Origin of the sequence: Mesorhizobium australicum (assembly GCF_900177325.1) — a bacterium.
GTDB classification, from domain to species: domain Bacteria; phylum Pseudomonadota; class Alphaproteobacteria; order Rhizobiales; family Rhizobiaceae; genus Mesorhizobium_A; species Mesorhizobium_A australicum_A.
On sequence record NZ_FXBL01000004.1, the window covers coordinates 5,231,822 to 5,248,764 of the forward strand.

At 66.6% G+C, this 16,943-nt stretch carries 16 protein-coding genes; 7 read left to right on the forward strand and 9 right to left on the reverse strand.

What is annotated here, in order from left to right:
- Nucleotides 1-16: 16 nt before the first annotated feature.
- Both B9Z03_RS28220 and B9Z03_RS28225 read right to left on the reverse strand, forming a co-directional pair.
- A complete protein-coding gene (locus B9Z03_RS28220; protein WP_085467289.1) occupies nucleotides 17-412 on the reverse strand; it encodes an AGROH133_08824 family phage infection protein in 396 nt (131 codons plus the stop codon).
- Nucleotides 413-505: 93 nt separating this feature from the next.
- Nucleotides 506-1,201, reverse strand: coding sequence for an aspartate/glutamate racemase family protein (locus B9Z03_RS28225; protein ID WP_085467290.1), 696 nt, complete (start codon nucleotides 1,199-1,201; stop codon nucleotides 506-508).
- Between the two features lie 64 nt (nucleotides 1,202-1,265).
- Here B9Z03_RS28225 and B9Z03_RS28230 point away from each other — a divergent pair, with 64 nt between their 5' ends.
- Nucleotides 1,266-1,508 carry a type II toxin-antitoxin system Phd/YefM family antitoxin gene (locus tag B9Z03_RS28230; RefSeq protein ID WP_085467291.1) on the forward strand — a complete coding sequence of 81 codons (243 nt, stop codon included), beginning with the start codon at nucleotides 1,266-1,268 and terminating at the stop codon, nucleotides 1,506-1,508.
- The gene (locus tag B9Z03_RS28235; RefSeq protein WP_085467292.1) at nucleotides 1,505-1,957 is read left to right on the forward strand and encodes a type II toxin-antitoxin system VapC family toxin; all 453 of its coding nucleotides are present in this window, start codon (nucleotides 1,505-1,507) and stop codon (nucleotides 1,955-1,957) included. Before B9Z03_RS28230 ends, B9Z03_RS28235 begins: the two co-directional genes overlap by 4 nt.
- Nucleotides 1,958-2,039: 82 nt before the next feature.
- Here B9Z03_RS28235 and B9Z03_RS28240 read toward each other — a convergent pair whose 3' ends face one another.
- Nucleotides 2,040-2,639, reverse strand: coding sequence for a nucleotidyltransferase domain-containing protein (locus B9Z03_RS28240; RefSeq protein WP_085467293.1), 600 nt, complete (start codon nucleotides 2,637-2,639; stop codon nucleotides 2,040-2,042).
- Nucleotides 2,636-4,819, reverse strand: a complete 2,184-nt coding sequence (locus tag B9Z03_RS28245) for a primosomal protein N' (protein ID WP_085467294.1) — start codon at nucleotides 4,817-4,819, stop codon at nucleotides 2,636-2,638. The genes B9Z03_RS28240 and B9Z03_RS28245 overlap by 4 nt, the downstream gene beginning before the upstream one ends.
- Before the next feature lie 107 nt (nucleotides 4,820-4,926).
- Between B9Z03_RS28245 and fsa the strand changes: the two genes are divergently transcribed.
- On the forward strand, nucleotides 4,927-5,580 hold the full coding sequence (fsa, locus tag B9Z03_RS28250) for a fructose-6-phosphate aldolase (RefSeq protein ID WP_085467295.1): 654 nt from the start codon (nucleotides 4,927-4,929) through the stop codon (nucleotides 5,578-5,580).
- Nucleotides 5,581-5,585: 5 nt separating this feature from the next.
- The gene (locus tag B9Z03_RS28255; RefSeq protein ID WP_085467296.1) at nucleotides 5,586-6,395 is read left to right on the forward strand and encodes a 2-keto-4-pentenoate hydratase; all 810 of its coding nucleotides are present in this window, start codon (nucleotides 5,586-5,588) and stop codon (nucleotides 6,393-6,395) included.
- A 28-nt stretch (nucleotides 6,396-6,423) separates the two neighbouring features.
- Here B9Z03_RS28255 and B9Z03_RS28260 read toward each other — a convergent pair whose 3' ends face one another.
- The 4 genes from B9Z03_RS28260 to leuS all read right to left on the reverse strand — a co-directional run bounded on the left by B9Z03_RS28260 (nucleotide 6,424) and on the right by leuS (nucleotide 11,445).
- Nucleotides 6,424-6,990 carry a hypothetical protein gene (locus B9Z03_RS28260; RefSeq protein ID WP_085467297.1) on the reverse strand — a complete coding sequence of 189 codons (567 nt, stop codon included), beginning with the start codon at nucleotides 6,988-6,990 and terminating at the stop codon, nucleotides 6,424-6,426.
- A gap of 260 nt (nucleotides 6,991-7,250) precedes the next feature.
- Nucleotides 7,251-8,162: a 1-acyl-sn-glycerol-3-phosphate acyltransferase gene (locus tag B9Z03_RS28265; protein WP_085467298.1), complete on the reverse strand. Its 912-nt coding sequence runs from the start codon at nucleotides 8,160-8,162 to the stop codon at nucleotides 7,251-7,253.
- A 120-nt stretch (nucleotides 8,163-8,282) separates the two neighbouring features.
- Nucleotides 8,283-8,840: an LPS assembly lipoprotein LptE gene (gene lptE, locus B9Z03_RS28270; protein WP_085467299.1), complete on the reverse strand. Its 558-nt coding sequence runs from the start codon at nucleotides 8,838-8,840 to the stop codon at nucleotides 8,283-8,285.
- Nucleotides 8,827-11,445, reverse strand: a complete 2,619-nt coding sequence (gene leuS, locus B9Z03_RS28275; protein ID WP_085467300.1) for a leucine--tRNA ligase — start codon at nucleotides 11,443-11,445, stop codon at nucleotides 8,827-8,829. Before leuS ends, lptE begins: the two co-directional genes overlap by 14 nt.
- 271 nt (nucleotides 11,446-11,716) lie before the next feature.
- Here leuS and B9Z03_RS28280 point away from each other — a divergent pair, with 271 nt between their 5' ends.
- On the forward strand, nucleotides 11,717-12,379 hold the full coding sequence (locus tag B9Z03_RS28280) for a YggS family pyridoxal phosphate-dependent enzyme (protein ID WP_085467301.1): 663 nt from the start codon (nucleotides 11,717-11,719) through the stop codon (nucleotides 12,377-12,379).
- A gap of 59 nt (nucleotides 12,380-12,438) precedes the next feature.
- On the opposite strand, the gene B9Z03_RS28285 is transcribed toward B9Z03_RS28280, so the two are convergent.
- Nucleotides 12,439-14,427, reverse strand: a complete 1,989-nt coding sequence (locus tag B9Z03_RS28285; protein WP_432417019.1) for a PhoX family protein — start codon at nucleotides 14,425-14,427, stop codon at nucleotides 12,439-12,441.
- A gap of 192 nt (nucleotides 14,428-14,619) precedes the next feature.
- Here B9Z03_RS28285 and B9Z03_RS28290 point away from each other — a divergent pair, with 192 nt between their 5' ends.
- Together B9Z03_RS28290 and B9Z03_RS28295 are read left to right on the forward strand one after the other, a co-directional pair.
- Entirely contained in the window at nucleotides 14,620-15,666 is a 1,047-nt protein-coding gene (locus B9Z03_RS28290) for an aldo/keto reductase (protein WP_085467303.1), read from the forward strand.
- Nucleotides 15,667-15,953: 287 nt separating this feature from the next.
- Nucleotides 15,954-16,919 (forward strand): helix-turn-helix domain-containing protein, encoded by a 966-nt coding sequence (locus tag B9Z03_RS28295; RefSeq protein ID WP_244561871.1) that lies wholly within the window; start codon nucleotides 15,954-15,956, stop codon nucleotides 16,917-16,919.
- Nucleotides 16,920-16,943 lie beyond the last annotated feature (24 nt).

Sequence of the window (16,943 nt, forward strand, 5' to 3'; positions counted from 1 at the left end):
CTACATCCGCAGACGCTCAGGGAACGAGCCCGAACGCGAAGGCCAGCGGCAGCGCCGCCAGCACGATCTCGAGCGTGAGCGAAATCCAGTTGTAGAGTGTGTTTCCCCGGTCCGACATCATCGAGACGAGGCGCCCGAACGCCGTCAGCGCCCATGACGCGCCGAGCGCGATGTAGAGCATCGGCTGGGCGAAGAGGATGCAGGTGAGGCCGAGGCCGAGATAGAAGCCCGACATCGTCGCCCGCGCCTCCGCCAGCGCCTCCGGATGCTCCGGCGTCGTCTGCAGCCGCAGGATGCGCAGCGACAGGCCGGGCGCGAAGAACAGGATCAGGCCGAAGAGCACGGTGACCACGGCCGACGACCAGGCCAGCCACTCGCCTTGGCTGAAGGGCCAGGGAAATGCGAATTCCATCGTGATTCTCCGCCGGGGATGCAGCCGCCTATCTTGCAAATGCGCGGCGCGGACGCCAGACGCCGCGGCCGCGGGCAATGCTGATTCCGTGCTTCACCCCAGCATGAAATCCACCGCCGCCTGCGCATGCAGGGCAGTCGTGTCGAACACCGGGATGTCGAAATCGTCCTGCCCGATCAGCATGGTGATCTCCGTGCAGCCCATGATCAGCCCGTCCGCGTAGCCGGCCTGCCGAAGCCGCGCGACCTCCGCCAGATAGGCCTGCTTGGACGGCACGGTCACGATTCCGCGCACCAGTTCCTCATAGATGATGCGGTGGACGACATCGCGCCCGGCGGAATCCGGCACAGCCGCTGTGATGCCGTGCCTGTCGCGCAGCCGGCCGGTGTAGAACTCCTGCTCCATCGTGAAGCGGGTCGCGAGCAGGATTGGATGCGTCACGCCCCGGCCTGTCATCGCCTCCGCTGTCGCATCGGCGATGTGAATGAGCGGCACCGACACCGTGCCCTCGATCTCCGCCGCCAGCTTGTGCATCGTGTTGGTGCACAGCACCAGCGCCTCCGCGCCCGCGCCCTCCAGCCGCCGGCCTGCCTCGGCCAGCAAAACCCCGGCGCCCGCCCAGTCGCCGGCCGTCTGAAGGGCAGCGATCTCGTCGAAGTCGAACGAATACATCAGCAGCTTCGCAGAATGCAGCCCACCCAGCCGCTCGCGAACCCCCTCGTTGATCAACCGGTAGTAGATCGCCGTCGATTCCCAGCTCATCCCGCCGATCAGGCCGATGGTTCTCATGGCACTTGCTCCTCCAAGGCTCGAATCCTATATTGTGACTACATGAGACCACAAGGAGGTCGCCATGAAGACGATGCAACTCCGCGAAGCCAAGGCCGGGTTATCAGCGTTGGTCGACGCGGCCGAGAACGGCGAGCCGACGATCATTACCAGGCACGGCAAGCCGGCTGCCGCCATCGTGTCGATGGATGATGTCAGAAAGCTGCATCCCGACAAGAAGCCGAACTTCGGCGAATTTCTGCTGACATATCCCGGCGGCATCGAGCTTGAGCGAAACCCGTCATCGTTGCGTGACGTCGATCTGTGAGCGGCTATCTCATCGACACATCGATACTGTCGACATTGGCACCGGATCGGCCGCCAATCCCAAGGGAATTGAGTTCCTGGATCATCGAGCAGGGCGAACGGGGAACGCTCTTCACGTCCGCGATCGTCGTTCTTGAAATCAGACGGGGCATCGCAAGCCTCAAGCGTGCAGGAGGCTCCATGCGAGCGGAACGTCTCGCAGGGTGGCTTGGATCGATGATCGAGCAATTTGAGGAGAACCTGCTGGCAGTCGATACTGCGGTTGCGATTTCAGCGGGTGACCTTGAGGATGAGGTTCGAGCAAAAGGCCGTAGCCCCGGCACGGCAGATATTCTCATTGCCGCCACGGCACGCGTGCACGAACTCACCGTTCTCACCGCAAACGCGCGCCATTTCGACGTCGTTGGGGTCAATCATTTCGACCCGTTCAAAGCCGATCTGCCCCGCTGACCTTCACAGGAGGCGTCGCGGGTCATGTCGACCTGATTTCAGTGACTTTCCAACCGGTACTGGACCTCAGCACGCCCAGGATTCAAAGTGCCGCCAGCCAGTCATGTCGGGGATGGAGCCGCGTCAGGCACTGCGCGAGCCAGAGCCGCTCCTCTTTCGCCATCTTCGGCAGCGCCCGTTCGAAATCCGCCTCGTCCTTGGCGCGCTGGTGTTTCGCCTTGAACAGCAGGACGCCGGCGGGCTTCAGGTAGGGAATGCCGTCGCCGGTCACACCCACCATCTCGGCGCGCGGCCGCGTGATCGTCCTGTCTCTCTTGTAGACCCAGGTCGCCGGCGTGCCCGGCTCGATCATCATGTCCGCGCGCCAGCAGCGTTCCGTCGGCTCCTGGCACCAGATCTGGAACACGTCTTCCGCTGGCTCCATATCCGCCGGCAGGCTGGCGACGACGCCGTCATGCGCCGTGAAGAACGCCATGCCGCTCAGCGCGGCGCGGAACAGCGGCAGATCCTCCCGCAGCACGGTGAACTCGATATCCTCGTGCTCCCGCGTCTGTTCTCCAAGCCAAAGGTCGAGCGCCCAGCCTCCGACGACGCACCAAGGCCGCTCGACGCCCGCCAGCCGTCCCGCGAGTTCGGCCGGATGCCAGGCGTTCCAGGCATCGTCAGGAAGAGCGGCTCTCACAGGAAGCTCTGCGGGTCGATATCGACCTGCACCCGCACGCTGCCGCGCACCTTCGGCCCGGCCGCGAGCATCTCGCGCACGAAGCCCTGGAGATGCGATTTCCGCTCGCCCTGTACCAGCAGCCGGAACCGGTGCCGTCCGCCGACGAGCGACAGGGGCGCTTCCGCCGGCCCGAGCACGTGGATGTCGTTGGCGGCGGGTGCCGCGCGCCGCAGGCCGCGCGCATGGCTCTCCGCCTCCGCCCTTGTCGCCGCGCTGACGATGATGCCCGCGAGCCGGCCGAAGGGCGGCAGGCCTGCCCGTTCGCGCTCGGCGATCTCGCGCTCGTAAAAGCTCTCCGCATCGCCCGACACGATCGCCCGCATCACCGGATGGTCCGGCTGGTAGGTCTGCAGCAGGCCGCGGCTCTTCTTGCCGGTGCGCCCCGCGCGGCCCGTCACCTGGCTCAGCAGCTGGAACGTTCGCTCCGCCGCGCGCGGGTCGCCGTTGGCCAGCCCGAGATCGGCGTCGACCACGCCCACCAGCGTCATGTTCGGGAAATTGTGCCCCTTGGCGACCAGCTGCGTGCCGATGACGATATCAGCCTCGCCCTTCGCCACCGCCTCCAGTTCGAGCCTGAGCCGCCTCACCCCGCCGACGAGGTCCGACGACAGCACGATGGTGCGCGCATCCGGGAAGTGCGCCACCACCTCCTCCGCGATGCGCTCTACCCCCGGCCCGCAGGCGACGAGATGGTCGAGCGTGCCGCATTCCGGGCAGGCCTCCGGCTTCTTCTCCGCATGGCCGCACTGGTGGCAGACGAGCTGGCCCCGGAACCGGTGCTCGACCAGCCAGGACGAACAGTCCGGGCACTGGAAGCGATGACCGCAGACCCGGCACAGCGTCAGCGGCGCATAGCCGCGCCGGTTGAGGAACAAGAGCGACTGCTCCTCCTTCTCCAGTGTGCGGCGCATCGCCTCGATCAGCGGCGGCGACAGGAACCCGCCCCGTGCCGGCGGATGGCGCCTGAGGTCGATCGAGGCAAGCGTCGGCAGCGCCGCCTCGGCATAGCGCGACGGCAGCGCCACGCGGGCATAGCGCCCGGTCTGCGCGTTGACGCGCGTCTCCACCGACGGCGTGGCGGACGACAGGATCACCGGGAACGCGCCGATATGGCCGCGCACCACCGCCATGTCGCGCGCATTGTAGAAGACGCGGTCCTCCTGCTTGAAGGCCGGATCGTGCTCTTCGTCGACGACGATCAGCCCGAGCTCGTTGAACGGCAGGAACAGCGCCGATCGGGCGCCGGCCACCACGCGAATTTGCCCCTCCGCCACCTGCCGCCACACCCGCTCGCGCATCCGCGGCGCGAGGTCGGAATGCCATTCGGCCGGCTTGGCGCCGAAGCGCTGCTGGAACCGTTCGAGGAAGGCGTGCGTCAGCGCGATCTCCGGCAGAAGCACCAGCACCTGCCGCCCTGCTTCCACCGCCGCCGCGATCGCCTCGAAATAGACCTCCGTCTTGCCCGATCCGGTGACACCGTCGAGCAGGGTCACCGAATAGCCCCCGGCCTTGACCGTCGCGGCGAGCCGGTCGGCCGCCGCCTGCTGGTCCGGATTGAGGTCCTGGCCGCCATAGGCCGGGTCGGGCGGCGCGACCACCGGACGAGGCGGCAGGAGCGTGTCCTCGAAACAGCCCTGCGCCCGCATGCCGTCGATCACCGCGCCCGTCACGCCCGCGGCATGCGCCAGCCCCGAGCGCGTCCACGCGAACCCGTCGCCGATCAGCTCCATCACCCGTCGCCGCGCATCGGTCATCCGGTCGGGCGCATTGCCGGTCGGCTTAAGCCCCTCGATCCACGGCTCGGGGTCGAACGCCGCCGGCGCCCGCAGCGCCATCCGCGCCGCCAGTCCCGGCGGCGACAGCGTGTAGTCCGCCACCCAGTCGATGAAGCGGCGCATGTCCTTCGACAGCGGCGGACAGTCGAAGGCTCTCGTGATCGGCCTCAGCTTCTTCGGGTCGACAGCGCCCGCGTCCGCGTCCCACACCACGCCCGCCACCTCGCGCGGCCCCAACGGCACCTGCACGATCGATCCCGGCTCGACCTGCATGCCGTCCGGCACGGCATAGGTGTACGGCCGCTCGGCCGGCATCGGCACGAGCACCGCCGCCGTTCTCGGTCGTGGCGAATCTCTGTTCATGGCGCGTGACCTTGCATCGAGTTTCGGCTAGAGCAAAGGCCGATCACGGCGGCTGTGCCGCCTCGGGGCCGCGACCAAGCCGGCCCGCTGAATTGAAGGAGACGGCCATGAAGTTCTTTGTCGACACCGCGGACGTGAAGGAAATCCGCGAACTCAACGATCTGGGTCTGCTGGACGGCGTCACCACCAACCCGTCGCTGATCCTGAAATCCGGCCGCGACATCAAGGAAGTCACCAAGGAAATCTGCGACATCGTCGACGGACCGGTGTCGGCCGAGGTGACGGCCACCGAATATGCCGAGATCATGCGCGAGGCCGACGTTCTGTCGAAGATCGCCGACAACATCTGCATCAAGCTGCCGCTGACGCTGGACGGCCTCAAGGCCTGCAAGGCGCTCACCGGCGACGGCCGCCAGACCAACGTCACGCTCTGCTTCTCGGCCAACCAGGCGCTGCTGGCGGCCAAGGCCGGCGCGACCTTCATCTCGCCCTTCATCGGCCGCCTCGACGACATGGGCTTCGACGGCGTCGAGCTGATCGCCGAGATCCGCCACATCTACGACAATTACGGCTTCGAGACCGAGATCCTCGCCGCCTCGATCCGCACACCGGACCACGTAAAGCGCGTGGCGCTGATCGGCGCCGATGTCGCCACCGTGCCGCCGGCGACGCTGAAGGCGCTGGTCAAGCACCCGCTCACCGACAAGGGGCTGGAGCAGTTCCTCGCCGACTGGGCCAAGACCGGCCAGAAGATCGGCTGAGACTTATGCGTCTGGCCGCCGACATCGCCCGCGAGGTCCTGTCGGCGCTGGACGAACACTTCCAGATCGCGCCGTTCACCGGCCGCGACGGCGGGCTCGACGCCCGCCGGGCGCAGGCCGTCGCGCGCGAGCTGGCCCGGCTGCGCAGCGCCCGCGGCCTGCGCAAGGTCGGCCGCAAGATCGGCTTCACCAACCGGGGCATCTGGGCGGAATACGGCGTCTGGGCCCCGATCTGGGGCGATGTCTGGGACGGGTCGCTCGCGAATGCACGGCCGGGCATGACGGTCGCCATCGGCGACCTCGTCCAGCCGCGCATAGAGCCCGAGATCGTGGTCGGCCTCGAAGACGACCTCGAGCCCGGCATGGATGTCGAGGCGATCGCCGGGCGGATCGGCTGGATCGCGCATGGCTACGAGATCGTGCAGTCGCCGTTTCCCGACTGGCGTTTCCAGGCGGCCGACTGCACCGCCGCCGGAGCCTTGCACGGAAAGCTGCTCGTCGGCCCGCGCCGTCCCGTGCCGCGCAGCGAACGGTCCGCCCTCCCGCGGGCGCTCGCGGAACTGACGGTCTCGCTTCATAAGAATGGCGCGGAAGTGGACCGGGGCCTTGGCACAAATGTGCTGGACGGCCCCGTGCATGCACTCGCCCATCTCGTCGCAGCCCTGGCCGAAGACCCCAACGAAGAGCCCGTGCGTGCCGGCGACATCATTTCGACGGGAACGATCACGCGCGCCTTTCCGATCGCGCCCGGCGAACGCTGGCAGACGGTCTTAGGCGACCACGACCTGCCCGGCATGGACGTCACCTTCGCCTGATCCCGACGCCCGAGAGGCCGCGTGGTGCTTACCAAGCCCCATAAGGCGGGCAGGCCGAATCGGGCAGCCGGCTCAGGAGAAACTCGCGGTCGTCCTCGCCTGCCTCCAGGTGGACCGCGCTCCCCTCATCGTCGCAGCCCTCGGTCATGCGGATCCAGCCGTCATTGCCGAGGCTGACGAGGATTTTGTCGCCGGGGCGGCGCGTCACCGCCACGCCGCCACCGTCGCACTCCACGCCGCAGCCGATCATGTTGCCATTCGGGCTGCATTCGCCGCGGGCGGTCATGAGCCGGCTGTTTCCCTTCCGCTTCGCGGTCAGGGCGAAATAATAGTTGCGCTGACCCTGCGGATGGAACTCGTCGGGCGGAAAGCGGTAATAGGCCAGCCGGAACCCGATCTCCGTCACCTTCTGCTTCGGATGCTTCGCCAGATGCTCTTGCGTATAGACGCGCGCGTAGCAGATCCGCTTGCCTGCCTCTGGCTTTAGGAAATTCGCCAGTTCCCCCTCCTCGCCGGGCGCGATGGCTTGCGCGAAGAGCGGCACCGGCGCGGCCAGCGCCGCGCAGACCAGGGCAATACCCGCGATTCGTTTCATCACCTGCCTCCTGACGGATGGACAGGATAGTATCCTTCCGCAGGGGAAGGAAACATCAGGACAAGGCAATTGCATAGGAAAGTTGAAGATCGCAGCCAGCTTGATACCCCCACCCCCTAACCCCTCCCCGCAAGGGGGAGGGGACGATGCCGTGGCCGCCGCAGTTAGTGTTCGCTGCTTTCCGGGCCGTGACGGCAGATTCCCCTCCCCCTTGCGGGGAGGGGTTAGGGGTGGGGGTAAGTCGACATGCGGCCCTGGTCTCAGGCCGCGCTTGTCAGCCGCGGTGCGACGGGGCGGAAGACGGCGTCGGGATCGTCCGCCATCCGCACCACCGTGTGCTCCTGCAGCGCGGCGGCGACCTCTGCCGGTTCGCCTTCCAGGCAGTCCGGCGCGATCGGATGGCCGATCGAGATGGCGAACTTCTGCCGCTTCTTGTTCAGCAGTTCGTGAAACAGCGTCATGTCGCGGATTTCGGTCGAGTGCTTCGACAGGAAGTAGAACAGGCCGGAATTCCGCGCCGAGATATGCGCCGGCACGACCGGATAGTTGTAGCGGCGAGCCAGCGACACGACCGAGTTCTGCCACGGCCGCTCGGTGAGCTTGCCCTCGTTCCAGAACGCCAGCCGGCCGGACGGAAACAGCACCACGGGCCGGTTGTCGCTAAAGGCCTTCGCCGTCATCTCCAGCGTATCGCGCGACTTGCCGTAGGATTTTGCGCCGGCTCGCCATTCGACCGGGATGATCATGTCGCGGAAGCCGGCCGACACGCGCAGCGCATCGCGGTTGGCGAAGAAGGTCATGTCCGGCCGCACCGCCTTCAGCGTGTCGAAGATGGCGATGCCGTCGGCGATGCCCGTCGGGTGATTCGGGGCGAGGATGAAGCCTCCCGTCTTCGGCAGGTTCGCCAGGCCGGTCAGCGTCAGGTCCAGCGACAGAAGCCCGCTGATCATCTCGAAGGCGCGCCAGCCGTCCAGCCGCGCGATCTCGTCGGCCATCTCGACCGCCTGGCGATAATGGAGAAAACGCACCAGAACCGGCCGGATCAGCGGCCAGAGAGGGTGTTTCGAGATCAGTTGTGTGCGCTCGGCGATGAGCTGGTCGACGATGTGGTCGCCGCCCGTGCGCAGCGTCTCCAGCCGACCGGACAGGAGCCCGAACTGGGAAGTCGTCATCTTACCTCATCCAACCGGCGTGCGAGCCCCGTTACGCTTCTCGCCAATAATGGTGACGCGAAAATGACGCTCGCCCAACAACCGACGAGTTGAAATCCGGTTCCCTGAGCCGGCGTCCGTTCAGGACGCAGGCGGCAGGCGCGCCAGATCCTGGGCAATCGCGGCGCGCAGGGTTTCGGCGAGTTCCCGCGCGGCGCGGTTTTCCGCATCCCGCAGGGCGCGCACGGCGGCGAACTCCTGGCGGGGGATGTCGTAGGAGGCGACCATCGACCGGCGGCCGGCGGCGACAGGCTCGCCGGTCTTGTTGTCGATGATCTTGTAGCTCGCGGTGACGGTCACCTGGCCGGATGTCGGCTCGGTATCCACCGTCCGCTGGATCGTGGCGGTGTTGCTGGAGACGGACGACACCGACGGGTCCAGCGTATAGGCCGGATTGGCCGGCTCGGCGCCGCCGCCGGTCAGCAGAAAGACGAGATGGTTGCGCACTTCGAGCCCGACGCGGGTCGTCGGCGGCTTGACGACGATCGACGGCCTGGCCGCGCTGCCGGCCAGCGAGCCGGTCTGCAGGCCGGCATCGCTGTAGAGCGGGCGCGCCGTGCAGGCGGACATCACGGCGAGACCCGCCAGGGCCACCAGTCCCAGCGAAAAGCGCCGCCGGTTCATCTCATGCAACGACATTGACGATCCTCTGCGGCACCACGATCACCTTGCGCGGCGCCTTTCCTTCCAGAGCCTTCTGGACGAAGTCAAGCGCGAGCGCCGCCTGTTCGACGGCAGCTTGATCTGCGTCGCGGGCGATTGTCAAATCGCCGCGCTTCTTGCCGTTGATCTGCACCGGCATCACGACCTCGTTGTCGACCACCAGCGCCGGATCGTAGGCCGGCCAGGATTGTTCGGCCGCCATTCCGTCGCAGCCGATCGCCTGCCAGCATTCTTCCGCCAGATGCGGCGTCATCGGCGCGATCATCGCGATCAGGAACTCGACCGCCTGCCGCGCCGCGCCGCCCATCGCCGCATCGGCCTTGCCGGCGGCGATATCGGCCAGCGGGGTCTGCAGCGTGTTGGTCAGCTCGTAGAGCCTCGCCACGGCCTTGTTGAAGCCCAGCCGCCCGATTTCCTCGCCCACCGCCTTCAGCGTCTTGTGCGCGATCTTCGAGACCTCGCCGGCCGCGCCCTCGGTCGCCGCCTTTGCCGCGACGCCCGACAGCGACGGCGCCGCCTCCGACACCAGCCGCCAGACGCGCTGCACGAAGCGGTGCGCGCCCTCGACGCCGGCCTCCGTCCAGATCACATCGCGCTCCGGCGGCGAATCGGACAGCATGAAGAAGCGCGCCGTGTCGGCGCCGTAGGAGGCGATGATGTCGTCGGGGTCGACCACGTTCTTCTTCGACTTCGACATCTTCTCGATCGAGCCGATCTCGATTGGCGAGCCGTCGGAGGCGAGCACGGCGCTGCGCTTGCCGTCGACTTCGGAGATCTTCACTTCCGCGGGCGTGACCCAGCCGTGCGGCCCCTTGTAGGTCTCGTGCACCACCATGCCCTGCGTGAACAGGCCTTCGAACGGCTCCTCGACCGTGGTCAGATGGCCCGTCGCCTTCATCGCCCGGGCGAAGAAGCGCGAGTAGAGCAGGTGCAGGATCGCGTGCTCGATGCCGCCGATATACTGGTTCACCGGCAGCCAGCCCTTCGGCCCGTCGACATCCTTCAGCGTCGTCGGCTGGGTCTCGTTCCACGGATCGGTGAAGCGGGCGAAATACCAGGACGAATCGACGAACGTGTCCATCGTGTCGGTGTCGCGCCGCGCCGCCTTGCCGCATTTCGGGCAGTTGGCGTGCTTCCAGGTCGGATGATGGTCGAGCGGATTGCCCGGCTTGTCGAACGACACGTCGTCCGGCAAGAGCACCGGCAATTGGTCGTCCGGCACCGGCACCGCGCCGCAATCGTCGCAGTGGATCACCGGGATCGGGCAGCCCCAGTAGCGCTGGCGCGAGATCAGCCAGTCGCGCAGGCGGAACTGCACCTTGCGCTGGCCCCAGCCGGCCTGCTCGAACATCGTCAGGGACGCGTCCATCGCCTGCTGGCAGGTCTGCACCGTCGGCTCGCCTGCCCACTGCACGTAGCGCACCGTGTCGGTCTTGGCGGGCACGAAGGCCACGTCGCCGACGCGCTCGTCGCTGTCCAGCGGCAGGAAGACGTCGATCACCGGCAGCCCGTATTTGCGGGCGAAGTCCAGGTCGCGCTGGTCGTGCGCCGGACAGCCGATGATGGCGCCCGTGCCGTAGTCCATCAGCACGAAGTTCGCGATGTAGAGCGGCAGCGTCCAGTTCGGATCGGCCGGATGCGTCACCTTGATCCCGGTGTCGAAGCCGAGCTTCTCCGCCGTGTCGATCTCCGCCTGCGACGTGCCCATGTGGTGGCACTTGTCGATGAAGGCCACCACGTCCGGGTTCGTCTCCGCCAGCTTCTTCGCCAGCGGATGGTCGGGCGACACCGCCGCGAAGGTCGGGCCGTACATCGTATCCGCGCGGGTGGTGAACACCGGCAGTTTGTCGAAGCCCTCAGGCGCGCCGACCAGGCCGAACTCGAAGGCCAGCCCTTCCGAGCGGCCGATCCAGTTCGACTGCATCAGCTTGACCTTCTCCGGCCAGCGGTCGAGCGTCTCCAGCCCGTCCAGCAGGTCCTGGCTCATCGACGTGATCTTGAAGAACCACTGCGTCAGGTCGCGCAGTTCGACATCCGCGCCCGAGCGCCAGCCCTTGCCGTCGATCACCTGCTCGTTGGCGAGCACGGTCATGTCGACCGGGTCCCAGTTGACCTTGGCCGACTTGCGCTCGACCAGCCCCGCCTTCCAGAAGTCGAGGAACATCTTCTGCTGGTGCTTGTAGTAGGACGGGTCGCAGGTCGCGATCTCCCGCGCCCAGTCCAGCGACAGGCCCATCGTCTTCAGCTGGCCCTTCATCGTCTCGATGTTGGCGTAGGTCCAGGTGCGCGGATTGACCTTGTTGTCGCGCGCCGCGTTCTCGGCCGGCAAGCCGAACGCGTCCCAGCCCATGGGGTGCAGCACGTTGAAGCCCATGGCCCGCCGCCACCGCGCCACCACGTCGCCCATCGTATAGTTGCGCACGTGGCCCATGTGGATGCGGCCCGACGGATAGGGGAACATCTCCAGCACGTAGTATTTCGGGCGCGGATCGTCGTTCTTCGTCTCGAAGAGCTTCGCGTCGTCCCAGGCCTTGCGCCATTTCGGCTCGGCGGTGCGGGGATTGTATCGTTCGGTTGCCATCGCGGATTATTTCACACAAAGAAGCGTCGCGGCGGACCTTCACCACGGTTTGCCGGCGGAATCAATCAGTACTGACTGATCAGTGGGGGCTATCGACATTGGAACCGAGTGCGCACACCCCGCAAGACCGTCATCCTCGGGCTTGTCCCGAGGATCTGCTGTCGTCTGAGATGATTTGCCAAGAGACCTCGAACGCGCCACTGCGAACCCTTCACCGCAGGCAGATTCTCGGGACAAGCCCGAGAATGACGGCCCCGGAGGCCATTGCCGGATGACCGACGCCCTAGAGAACCTGAACAACGTCCGAGCCCGCATCGCCGCCGCCGAGAAGGCCGCGCACCGCCCCGCCGGTTCGGTCCAGCTCGTCGCCGTCTCCAAGACCTTCGAGGCCGACGCCATCCGCCCCGTCCTCCAGGCCGGCCAGCGCGTCTTTGGCGAGAATCGCGTCCAGGAAGCCCAGGGCAAGTGGCCCGCGCTACGGCAGGAATTCCCGGGCCTGGAACTCCACCTCATCGGCCCGCTCCAGTCCAACAAGGCGAAGGAGGCGGTCGCGCTGTTCGACGTCATCGAGACCGTCGACCGCGAGAAGATCGCCGCCGAACTGGCGAAGGAAGCCGCGAGACAGGGCCGCCGGCTGCGCTTCTACGTCCAGGTGAACATCGGCCAGGAGCCGCAGAAGGCGGGCATCGACCCGCGCGAGGCCGCCGCCTTCGCCGCCCGCTGCCGCGACGTCCACGGCCTCGCCGTCGAGGGCCTGATGTGCATCCCGCCCGCCGACGAAAACCCCGGCCCGCATTTCGCGCTCTTGGCCAAGATCGCCGCCGAGGCCGGCCTGCAAAAGCTGTCGATGGGCATGTCCGGCGACTACGAGACCGCTGTTCACTTCGGCGCCACCAGCGTCAGGGTCGGCAGCGCCATCTTCGGAACGCGGTAGCGCTGTCTGCAAGATGACCGATCAAAGGAAACGGGGCCGGTCGCCCGGCCCCTCGCCCGTCAGCTCGCAATCTTGCCGCCGCCCTGCTTGGTGATCACCACCACCGACGGCCGGGTCGGCAGGTCGGGCGAGAAGTCGGGCCAGCGGGTCGACAGGTCCTCGTAGTAGGACGGGCGGCCGAACTCCTTCCAGTCCTCGCCGCCGTCTCCCGGATGCTGGACCGCGACAAACATGGTCTCGTCGTCGGCCGTCAGCAGCGGCCCGCACATCTCCGCGCCCACCGGCACGCGGAAGAACAGCCGCGAGGTCGCGCGCGCGTCTCCCTCCGTGTCCACCGCCCAAAGCCCGTCGGTGCGGCCCGTCGCCTTGGGCGAGTTGCCGTCGGTCGACACCCACAGCCTTCCGCTTGAATCGACGGCGCAGTTGTCCGGCATGCCGAACCAGCCATTGGCCGTTGTCGCGGTCGAGAAGCTGGCGCCGACCTCGGCCACCGACGGATCGCCGCACTTCAACAGCACGTCCCACCGGCTCTTCGTCGCCGTAAAGTCGCCGTCGGCCTCGGTGATCTCGATGATGTGGCCGAAGGCGTTCTTCGCCCGCGGGTTGGCGGCGTCCGCCTCCTCGCGCTTCGTGTTATTGGTCAGCATCACATAGACCTTGCCGTTCACCGGGTTCGGCTGGATGTCCTCGGGCCGGTCCATCCTGGTCGCACCCAGCAGGTCCGCGGCCCGCCGCGTCTCGATCAGCACGTCGGCCTGGCTTTCGAAGCCGTTCTCGGCGGTCAGCGGGCCCTGGCCGAACACCAGCGGCAGCCATTCCATCGTCCCGTCCTCGGCGAACTTCGCGACATGCAGCGTGCCGTCGTCGAGCAGGTTCAGGTTGGCGGCGCGGTCGTCCGGATTGAACCGGCCGGTCGTGACGAACTTGTAGACGTAGTCGAAGCGCTCGTCGTCGCCGAGGTAGAACACCACGCGGCCGTCCTTCGCCACGATCGATTCCGCGCCCTCGTGCTTGAAGCGGCCGAGCGCGGTGCGCTTCTTCGGCGTCGAGGTCGGATCGTTGACGTCCACCTCGACGATCCAGCCGAACCGGTTCGGCTCGTTCGGCTCCTTGCCGACGTCGTAGCGGTCGTAATGCGCGGCCCACTCGTACGAGCCTTCCGGAATGCCCAGCCGCTCGTAGTTCTGCGCCTCGCGGTGCCCGGCCGGCAGCTCGCCCGAGAAATAGCCGTGGATGTTCTCCTCGGCCATCACGTAGGTGCCCCACGGCGTCACGCCGCCGGCACAGTTGTTCACGGTGCCCAGCACCTTCGTCCCGGTCGGATCGGCCAGCGTCTTCAGGCGATCGTGCCCCGCCGCCGGCCCGGTGATCTCCATCGGCGTGTCGGCGGTGATGCGGCGGTTGAGCTTGCCGTCGCGCACCACCTGCCACTTGCCGCCGTCCTTGCGGATTTCGACCACCGTGCCGCCATGCGCGGCAATCTCGATGTCCACCTGCTCCTTGCTGAGCGTCTTCTGCTCCAGCTTCTTCTTGCCGTCCTTCTCGACCACCGAGACCAGCCCCGCGAACATCAGGTGCGGGTTGGTGTATTCGTGGTTCACCACCAGCAGCCCGTGCTCGTTCGAGCCGTCGAGCGGAATGAAGCCGACATAGTCGTTGTTGTAGCCGAACTGCCGCGCCTGCGCCGCCGCCGACTGGGCGGAGGGATCAAAATCCGGCGCATCGGCGAACAGCGGGTCGCCCCAGCGCAGCAGCACCTCGGCGTCATAACCCGCCGCGACGTGGTGCGTGTCGTCCACCCCCGCCTCGACCTCGTCGAACGAGAAGGCCGACTTGCCCGTCTCCGCGCGCGCCTCGTCCGCCAGCATCAGCGCCATCGGGCTCACCGTCGCTGCGATGGCGGTCACGGCGAGCGACCCCTTCAGGAGACCGCGTCGCGAAAAGCGGGCGGAGATGATCTCGCCCATCGACTGGTTCGAGGTCGGGTTGTGGCCCGGCCCGTCGTTTTCTTCGAGGAGGCTGGTGCGGAACGGCGAGGGGGTCGACATGCGTGGCATCTCCGGCTGCGTTTGTCCGGTCCCGCCCGTATCGCCGCCGGATGACATGCGCGTGACGGGCAGGCGGCAATGCCGGACGGGCCGGATGGTCCAATCCGGATGGCCGATTGGGCCATGATCTTAAAACGAAACGTGCCGTTCTTATATCAGACGGGTTCTTCCTCCATCCCCGGAGTCTTTCCCATGCGATACAATCAGCTTGGCCGCACAGGCCTTTTCGTTTCCGAACTGTGCCTCGGCACGATGACCTTCGGCGAGGCCGGCGCCGGCCAGTGGGGCCAGATCGCCAAGGTCGACCAGGAGGCCGCCGATCGCCTGGTCGAGCGGTCGCTCGCCGCCGGCATCAACTTCATCGACACCGCCAACGTCTATTCCTTCGGCGAGTCCGAGAGGATCCTCGGCCAGTCGCTCAAGAACCTCGGCGTGCGCCGGCAGGACGTGGTCATCGCGACCAAGTTCCACGGCCAGATGGGCGCCGGCCCCAACGAGCGCGGCTCCTCGCGCGGCCACATCATGGACCAGGTCGAGCAGAGCCTCGAACGCCTCGGCACCGACCACATCGACCTCTACCAGGTGCACGGCACCGACACGGTGACGCCGATCGACGAGACGCTGCGCGCGCTCGACGACCTCGTCTCGCGCGGCCTCGTCCGCTATGTCGGCGTCTCCAACTGGCAGGCCTGGCGCATCGCCAAGGCGCTCGGCATCTCCGAGCGCAAGGACTACGCCCGCTTCGAGACGGTCCAGTCCTACTACTCCATCGCCGGCCGCGACCTCGAACGCGACATCGTGCCGATGCTGACCGAGGAGAAGCTCGGCCTGATGGTCTGGTCACCGCTCGCCGGCGGCCTGCTGTCGGGCAAATACGGCCCCGGCGCGCCCGGCAATGGCGAGGGCCGCCGCGCGTCCTTCAACTTCCCGCCGGTCAACGAGGACAAGGCCTGGCCGATCGTCGCCATCATGCGCGACGTCGCCAGGGCGCACGACGCCACCGCCGCCTCGGTGGCGCTGGCCTGGATCCTCACCCGGCCCTTCGTGATGAGCATCATCATCGGCGCCTCGCGGATGGACCAGCTGGAGCAGAACCTCGCCGCCGTCGACCTGCGCCTCACGCCCGAGGAAATCGCCCGCCTCGACGAGGCAAGCGCGCTCTCGCCCGAATATCCGGGCTGGATGCTCGAACGCCAGGCCGCCGGCCGCGTCCCTGCGCCGTTCGTGCCGAAGAAATGATCCGCTTCGCCGCGAATGTCAGCCGCTAGAGGGCCTGACATTCGCGGCGAGGAACGCGCGAACGCGGACCGAACCGTGATCGCCGATGACGCAAAGATAGCCTGTTCGACTAAGTAAGAGGCATATCGTAGCTCCGTGCATGCAAAGCACTGGTGACGGCATGCGAATAACCCACTGATATCCTGCAGGATTCTCTCCGCGAAGCAACGCACCGCGTCGTCCGGAACTGGTACACCGCTTGCTTGTTGCGGCATGGCATCGCAACGCCGCGCGCGCAGGGGCTCAAGGTGAGGACCTTTGATCTCAAGCAGATAGACTCGTCGACGAGATTCGGTTTCTGGCGGGAGGTGCTGTGCAACGTCTACGTTGCACTGGACTCCGAGCCGGTCTCTCGGCGCGAGTTCGTCGGTGCGGTCACGGAGCATCCGTTCTCCGACTTTTCCGTTTCCAACATCAGTTCGCAGAAGCAGCTCATTTCCCGCAACGCCAGGGGTATCCGCCGCGACACCGACTCGTTCTGCTTTCTGAATCTTCAGGTCAGAGGTTCATGCCGCGTCGTGCAGGCGAAGCGGGAGACGGTGACGAACCCGGGCGAATTCAGCATCGTGGATTCGACCGAGCCCTTTCTGCACGACTATTTCACCGATGAATGGGAGATGCATTCCTTCAAGATCCCGAAGCGGGTTCTCGATACGCATATGGACGTCCGGCACGACTGCGTGGCCCGGAAGGTGACGGACCGGACACCCGTCGGAAAGATCGCCATCGACTATCTCACGGCCATCGCGAGAAACCCGCAAAGCCTTACCGGCAACGCGATCGACCTGAACAAGATCATGGTCGATCTCATAGGACTGTCGCTGGGCCGGGCGGAGGACATGCACGAAGGGCGCAAGAAGAGCTGGAGAGCGGGGCTCTGCCACTCCATCCTCAGCTACATCGAGCTGAACTTTGCCGATCCCGAGCTGACGCCGTCGAAGGTTGCGGCGCATTTCGGCATATCCACGCGCTACCTTCACATGATCATGGAGGAGCGCGACGAGACCTTCGGCCAGAGCCTGCTGAGGAAGCGCCTCGAGCGGAGCGCGCAAAATCTGCTCGACGAGCGCTGCGTCAACATATCGGACGCGGCGTTCAGGGCTGGCTTCAACGACCTGTCCCACTTCAGCCGGGTCTTCCGGCAGCATTATGGGATGTCGCCTCGCGAATACCGGAACTCCCTCTCGGGTTCCGAGAACCGGCCGCTGATTTGATTGGGGCCGCATGCCCGGCCTGCT

What these genes read in the sequence shown, in the direction of transcription:
- B9Z03_RS28260 (WP_085467297.1), bottom strand. Translation starts at nt 6,990, where the DNA reads ATGAAACGAATCGCGGGTATTGCCCTGGTCTGCGCGGCGCTGGCCGCG.
- B9Z03_RS28225 (WP_085467290.1), bottom strand. Translation starts at nt 1,201, where the DNA reads ATGAGAACCATCGGCCTGATCGGCGGGATGAGCTGGGAATCGACGGCG.
- B9Z03_RS28220 (WP_085467289.1), bottom strand. Translation starts at nt 412, where the DNA reads ATGGAATTCGCATTTCCCTGGCCCTTCAGCCAAGGCGAGTGGCTGGCC.
- B9Z03_RS28280 (WP_085467301.1), top strand. Translation starts at nt 11,717, where the DNA reads ATGACCGACGCCCTAGAGAACCTGAACAACGTCCGAGCCCGCATCGCC.
- B9Z03_RS28245 (WP_085467294.1), bottom strand. Translation starts at nt 4,819, where the DNA reads ATGAACAGAGATTCGCCACGACCGAGAACGGCGGCGGTGCTCGTGCCG.
- B9Z03_RS28265 (WP_085467298.1), bottom strand. Translation starts at nt 8,162, where the DNA reads ATGACGACTTCCCAGTTCGGGCTCCTGTCCGGTCGGCTGGAGACGCTG.
- B9Z03_RS28290 (WP_085467303.1), top strand. Translation starts at nt 14,620, where the DNA reads ATGCGATACAATCAGCTTGGCCGCACAGGCCTTTTCGTTTCCGAACTG.
- leuS (WP_085467300.1), bottom strand. Translation starts at nt 11,445, where the DNA reads ATGGCAACCGAACGATACAATCCCCGCACCGCCGAGCCGAAATGGCGC.
- lptE (WP_085467299.1), bottom strand. Translation starts at nt 8,840, where the DNA reads ATGTCGTTGCATGAGATGAACCGGCGGCGCTTTTCGCTGGGACTGGTG.
- fsa (WP_085467295.1), top strand. Translation starts at nt 4,927, where the DNA reads ATGAAGTTCTTTGTCGACACCGCGGACGTGAAGGAAATCCGCGAACTC.
- B9Z03_RS28255 (WP_085467296.1), top strand. Translation starts at nt 5,586, where the DNA reads ATGCGTCTGGCCGCCGACATCGCCCGCGAGGTCCTGTCGGCGCTGGAC.
- B9Z03_RS28285 (WP_432417019.1), bottom strand. Translation starts at nt 14,427, where the DNA reads ATGTCGACCCCCTCGCCGTTCCGCACCAGCCTCCTCGAAGAAAACGAC.
- B9Z03_RS28230 (WP_085467291.1), top strand. Translation starts at nt 1,266, where the DNA reads ATGAAGACGATGCAACTCCGCGAAGCCAAGGCCGGGTTATCAGCGTTG.